Genomic DNA, 6,782 nt, shown 5'->3' on the forward strand with positions numbered 1-6,782 from the left:
CCCCCGCCCGCGAGCCCCAACACCACGACCGGCGGACCCAAGACCACCCCACCCCCGTCCGGCAGCAAGGGCAGCACACCCCCGCCCGCGAGCCCCAACGCGACGCAGGGCGGGCCGAAGACGACCCCGCCGCCGTCCAGCAACAAGGGCACCACGCCCCCGCCCGCCAGCCCCAACACCACGACCGGCGGACCCAAGACCACCCCGCCCCCGTCGAGCAGCAAGGGCACCACGCCCCCGCCCGCCAGCCCCAGCACGACGCAGGGTGGGCCGAAGGCATCGCCGCCCCCGTCCAGCAACAAGGGCAGCACACCCCCGCCCGCCAGCCCCAACACGACACCGGGCAGCGGACCGAAGGCCACCACGCCCTCCACCAAGGCCGGATCGCTGCCGGGCAACGCCAACCCGAACACCACCCCCGGTGCCGCCAAGACGCCTTCGCCGTCCAGCACCAGGGGCGGACCAGTCGCACCCAACACGACGCCGGGGTCCAAGGGCGCCGGTCCGGCTCCTTCCACGAGCAGCCCGAGCACGACACCGGGTGCGAAGGGCGGGCCGAACCCGCGACCGGGCAGCAACTCGAAGATCCCCGGTCCCGTGCCCGGTCAGAGCACCAGCACGCCCGGAAGCACCGGCACGCCCAAGCCCCGGCCGACCTCGAACTCCGGCATCCCCGGCCCCACGACGTCCAAGAACACCGGGCCCACGTCTCCGAACGCGACCACGCCCGCTCCCAAGAACACCGGGCCGACACCGAAGAACGCCGGACCGACCCCGGCCAACACCACCAACACCCCACCCAAGAACACCGGGCCGACGCCGAAGAACACCGGACCGACCCCGGCCAACACCACCAACACCCCACCCAAGAACACCGGACCGACCCCGGCCAACACCACCAACACGCCGTCCAAGAACGGCGGACCCACGTCCACCAGCACCAGGGGTCCGGCCACCACCACACCGGGCGGCACGCCGACCCCTCGACCGGCGTCGAACTCCGGCATCCCCGGCCCCACGCCGAGCAAGGGCGCCCCGAACCCGTCGCAGGGCACCACTCCCAACCCGCGACCGGCCAGCGACTCGAAGATCCCCGGTCCGGCCAAGAGCACCACCGGCACGCCCAACCCGGCGAACCCCACAGCGCCTCCCGCGAACACGCCGCCGCGCTCCACGGACCCGGCCAAGGGCCCCACGAGCACGCCGAACCCGCGACCGGCGTCGAAGTCCGGCATCCCCGGCCCCACGCCGGGTCAGAACCCCGGCACGAAGGCCGCACCACAATCCTTCGGCAACCGGGGCGGCACGAATCCGCCGGGCACGAACACCCCCGGCACGAAGCAGCCCACGAACAGCGGACCGGACCAGCGCGGCACCACGCCGAACCCGCGCCCGGTCTCCGACTCCAGAATTCCCGGCCCCACCCCGGACCGCGGTACGCGGAGTCCGAACCCGGCACCGGTCGTGACGTCCGACGCCAAGACGCCTCCGGGGAGGGGTCCGCAGAACAGCGGGCCGAACAACACGGGTTCGCCCACCCCCTCGACGCAGCCCGCGCCACCTCCCAGCACCCGGCCCGGCGCGCAGCCGACGTCCACGCCGTCGCCCGATACGAGGACGACGGGCGCACAGCCCACCACGAAGACACCGAGCACGACCACGTCGCCGACGCCGGACACCAGGCAGAGCACCACGCCGAAGCCCGACACCGCGGTGAAGACCGGCACCGTTCCACCCAGCACACCCCCCGCCACGCCGACCACCGCGCCCACGTCGACCAGCGACTCCGCCCCCTCCTCGCGCAACAGCGGACCGGCGTCGGACCCGGACGTCATGGCCAGGGGGCACAACGACACCTCGCCGGACACCTCGGTGAAGTCGGAACGGCCCGGCACGGTCGTCGACCGGGGCAAGGTCGTGCCGAAACAGGTGATCATGCTCGACCTGCACGGCCTGGACGCCGTGCACGTGAAGGGGACGGACCAGAAGACGTCGTTCGCCAACGCCGTCGCCGTGACGTTGCACCCCGAGGTCGGACCGGAGAAGGCCCGCTCCGAGGCGAAGAGCAAGCAGGACGAGGTCGTCACCTCCTCGTTGACGAAGAACGGTCCTGACCCGACTCTGGAGCAGATCGCGCGGAAGTCCGACGCGCAGGTGCACGTGCTGCGCAAGGACGGGACGTTCGCCCCGCCGATCGGCCACCCGACCGGCCGACCGGTTCACCTGGTCGAGGCGGTGGTCGACGGCAAGCCGGCGTACCTCGGCACCAAGGAGTCCGTCCACATCGGACGACCGGGCATCTCGTTCCCCGGTCCGACGGTGGAGGTCAGGCCGGACCGCTCCCGCCACGTCTTCCACCGGAGCGACTACCAGATCGAGACGATCGCGGGCAAGCACTACGTCCGCATCTACTCGGCGGTCGTCAACCCGAGCGCGGTGACACCGGACCCGAACAAGCCGGGGTCCGGGTTCTCCGACTACAAGGACATCCAGCAGGATCCGAACACCGGCCAGATCATCGTCTCCACCGGCACCGGCACAGCACCGCTGTGGGCCAGCGCGGGCCGTCCCCTGCGCGTCGCGCAGTGGTTGAAGAAGTACGAGCACACGGCCGGGGGCAAGCCCGTCCACGACAAGCACCCCGAGTTCGCCAAGGGCGGGACGCTCCAGCCGGTGCTCCGGTCCTTCCTGGTCCCGCACGACGCCTTCACGAAGATGTCGTTGGACACCAAGCTGGAGAGTTCTCCGGACCTCAAGTCCGGCGACACGATGAACGTGGACCACAACGGTGACGCGAACCAGTTCGGCATCGGCAGGAACGACCGTGCGGATCTGGCGAAGAACGCCCTTCCCGGCTCGCTGACGACGTTCGCCAGCACCGACGACTACTACAAGTCGGACGCGGCGGGTCGCAAGAACGACATCGCGGAACTCTACGACCAGCTCGGGTTGCCGAAGGACTTCGACAGCACGGCGGCGGGTCGCAAGAACGACCCGTGGTTCACCTGGACGCAGGACGGCAAGACCGGCGAGTGGACCCCGACCTTCCGCAACAACGCGACCGAGTTGCGCAACATCGCCACCCAGTTGCGCGAATACGTCGCCACGCGCGAGCAGCTCGCGCAGGACCCGCAGGACCGCACGCCGGACGCCCGGATCGAGCCGAACGCGGACAGCTTCCCCGATTCGGAGGGCAACCGCCGCTCCCCCGACGCTTCTCTGGACACGCGCGCGGCGCGGTTGAACGACTTCGTCAACACCGAGGGCCCCGGCAAGACCGCGGTGGCCCAGATCTCCACGGCCGTGGTGTCTCCGGTGACGCAAGCTCTGGACGCCCACCTGAGCACCCGCGCCGATCTGCCGCCGCTCGACCAGTTCCACACCAAGCGGGTGATGGGCGAGTTCCGTTCAGGACTGGCCGGAGGTGTGGCGCAGGAGCTGGGCAAGAAGATCAACCAGAACAAGTCGATCCGGTCTCTGGACGATCTGCGCAAGGCGGCCACCGAGGGGATCTCGGTGAACTCCGGGCCCAAGCAGTCGCTGGTCGAGGTGCTGGGTGCTGACGCGGTCATCGACAGGCACGTCGCGGACACGATGTCGAGGCCCGAGCTGAGCGTCCTGGACGCCGACAGCAGGAGCAAGCTCGCGGAGTCGCTGCGCAACGACGCCGCCGGGGCGGTGGAGCGGCAGCTGCAGAAGCTGACGTCGGTGCCCGATCCGGCGCCCAAGGCGAAGAGGCTTCTCGCCGACAAGCAGTTGCAGGCGTTGCAGAAGGACATCACCGCTGATCTGAAGGCGAACGCGACGACGCCGTTCTCGGAGCTGAAGCTCGACGAGGCCGGGTTGAAGAACGCCATCGACAACCGGGTCATGAAGTCGGTGCTCAGGAAGACCCTGGACCAGTTCACCAAGCACGACCTGACGACGATGGACTCCGACGCGGTCCGCACGATCGCGCAAAACCAGCTGCCCGTTCTGGACAAGGGCCTCAAGACCGAGTTCAGCAAGAACCCGGCCCTCGTGCTGGTCGATCCGAAGTTCCGGCAGGAACTGGCCAGCACCGTCACGGACAACGCGATCCGCGTCGCCGAGCAGAACCTGCCGGGCCTCACGATCACCCCCGTCGACCCCGGCGCGGTGAACGCGTTCCTGGACAAGATCCCCGACCTGGCGACGCAGGCCGAGATCGGCGCGGTGCTGGCCTCGGACGTGGCGCGCATCCGCGTCGACTTCGACACCCGCGACAGCACCCAACAGCCCTACGACAACGACTTCGCTTCGCTGCGAGACAACGCCCAGCAGCGAAGCGCCGAGCAGCGGCAGTTCGGCGAGGAGTTGAGCGCGAAGCTCAACGACCGGAACAACCCGCCGTCCCCGGCCGCTCTGGTGAAGTCGCTCGCGGAGAAGTTCCCCGAGCTGGAACCGAAGTTCCGCGAAATCGCCACGAATCCCAACAGGACCGCCGACACGCGTTTCCGGCAGCCGAACGAGACGACGGGCAAGGAGCCCTACACGTTCGACGAGCACGCCCAGATGGTGCTCGGCCAGTTCCAGAAGCTGACCGAGAACGACGACCCCGACTCGCGGTTCATCCCGAAGGACGCCCTGGCCAAGGCGATCCTGTTCCACGACATCGAGAAGGTGAACTCCAAGAACCAGTTCGGCGACGGCAAGGGCCAGCACGACCGCGAACCCGAGCACAAGCTCGGCGTCCAGATGATGGACCGCCACAAGGACCTGTGGCCCGATTCGCGCCAGTACGAGGCCGTCCGGGCGATGGTGGACTCCGACCCGTTCGGCTTCTACCTGCGGGACATGCACGACGCCGACACCACGTTCGCGTTCATCGACGATCTCGCCCACAAGATCGGCGACTCGCCCGACCAGCGCGGGACCGTCAGCCCGGAGAACATCAAGAAGTTCTTCGACGAGTTCCACCAGTACTACCAGGCCGACTTCAGCTCCTACACCAAGGACAGCAGCTTCGAAGCCGACGGCCGGACCTTCACCGGCCCGAACGCCTTCAACAAGAACTTCGAGTTCGCGCCCAACGGTGAGATCGCCCGCACGGACGACGGCTCGCACTTCGCGTACAAGTCGGCCTACCAGGCGAAGATCGACGCACTGGCGGCGATGTTCGCCGACGAACAGGCGATCGAGGACAACCGCAACCGCATCAGGGCCGAGCAGGAAGCCAAGATCGACCGGGAGCTGGGTCGCACCTCTGCGCCCGGCACGGATCCGAGCACCAGGGAGCGCGGTTCCGCGACCGACACGGCACCGGACACCGATCGCCGGACGGACGACTCCGGCCCCGGTTCTCACGACACCAACACGCCGGGGAACACCGCTCCCGACACCACCGACCTGTCCTACGTGCCCTTCGTGGACGACGACGGCTCGGTGATCGAGGTCGGCTACAAGCCGCTGACCGACAAGAACGGCAACGTCGTCGGCATCGCCTTCCCCACGCGTACCGGCGACGCCGAGTTCATGCAGACCTCCGCGGAGAACCGGCAGGACTCCACCTACCGCCAGTACCCCGGCGACGTCCCCGACCGCGGCGGCAAGCCCGGCGACTGGACCGACGTCGACTCACCCTGGCGCGGCCAGCCCTTCTACACCGACGGCCACGCCGGTCAGCGCGGCTTCGACGTGCCCACTCCCAACGGCGTCAAGCCCATCCGCGGCGACCAGATCGCCCGCATCGTCGACGCCACCGGGTTGATGGCCAAGGCGAACGCCACCCCCGACACCCCCGTGGTCATGCTCCAGTGCGAGACCGCCACCAACCCCGACGCCAAGAACAGCACCACCACCCAGGCGCAGTCCTTCGCCGACGAGATGCGCGCCCTGGGCCACCGCGGCGAGACCCACGCGGCCACGACGAAGGTCTACACCCACCGCACGCAGGGCTGGACCGGCCTGCGCGACGGCGGCACCTTCCAGCAGTTCGGCACCCGACCCGGCGACAGCGCGGGGCCGACCAAGCCGAGCACCGACACCGCCCCCGAACAGCGCACCGACAGCGACGACGTCCTCGAACGCCCGGCGAACCCCGGTGCCAGGGACTACGTGCAGGACCCGGTGCGGCGCGCGGAGCTGTACGCGACCCGGCTGAGCGCGGCGCTGAGCGCGACTCCGGTGGACATGCGCCAGGTCAACGCCACGCTGGGAATGTTCGGCGGCGATCTGAACCAGGTGCAGGCGCTGGAGCGCGAGTTCCACGCGGTGCACGGCACCTCCATCTCCGGCGCTCTCAACGACGCGGTCCGCCGCCGGGCGCTGCGGCAGACCCAGGTCTCCGACGTGCTGCGCGCGCTGGGCTACGAGAACACCTTCTTCGCCAACCCGAACGCACAGCCGCCGACTCCCTCGACCGCGGTGGCGCCGGGTGAGCTGGACGCGGTCATGGCCGATCCGAACAGCCGGACGGACGTGCAGGCGTTCACCCAGCACCTGCGGGACCTGATCGCCGGACGCCAGTCCGACGCGGCGCTGGCGCTGCTGGGTCAGCTCGGTCGCAACGAGCGCGCCCTGTGGCTGGTCTCCGGTGCCTACACCCAGCAGACCGGCGGCAGGCAGTTGTGGGCCGATCTGTCGGGCAGGAGCAGGTCCGACGGTGTCGCACGGGTCAACGCCACCACGCTCGCGCCTTCGATCCACGTCGAGGACGCTCAGCGGCTCTACGACCAGATCACCGACGCCACCTTCGAGCACCACGGCGACGGCAGCACCCGCATCCCCACCGGTCACCCCGAGGACGGCTGCTACATGCGCGC

General features: G+C 69.6%; 3 protein-coding genes and 1 pseudogene. 1 reads left to right on the plus strand and 3 read right to left on the minus strand.

Annotated features, from left to right (window positions below; all coding sequences use genetic code 11):
• The 3 genes from IMZ35_RS30065 to IMZ35_RS30075 form a co-directional block, all read right to left on the minus strand.
• Window positions 1-452, minus strand: a 452-nt coding sequence (locus IMZ35_RS30065) for a hypothetical protein (protein WP_199444606.1), incomplete at its 3' end; no start/stop codon positions are given.
• Window positions 453-605: 153 nt separating this feature from the next.
• A complete protein-coding gene (locus tag IMZ35_RS30070; RefSeq protein ID WP_199444607.1) occupies window positions 606-1,235 on the minus strand; it encodes a hypothetical protein in 630 nt (209 codons plus the stop codon).
• Window positions 1,236-1,253: 18 nt separating this feature from the next.
• The gene (locus IMZ35_RS30075) at window positions 1,254-1,856 is read right to left on the minus strand and encodes a hypothetical protein (RefSeq protein ID WP_199444608.1); all 603 of its coding nucleotides are present in this window, start codon (window positions 1,854-1,856) and stop codon (window positions 1,254-1,256) included.
• Here IMZ35_RS30075 and IMZ35_RS30080 point away from each other — a divergent pair.
• Window positions 1,834-6,782, plus strand: a pseudogene (locus IMZ35_RS30080) (hypothetical protein); the annotation flags it as partial. The gene IMZ35_RS30075 and the pseudogene IMZ35_RS30080 sit on opposite strands and share 23 nt — an antisense overlap.

This window comes from Umezawaea beigongshangensis, from assembly GCF_016464305.1.
Classification (GTDB): domain Bacteria; phylum Actinomycetota; class Actinomycetes; order Mycobacteriales; family Pseudonocardiaceae; genus Umezawaea_A; species Umezawaea_A beigongshangensis.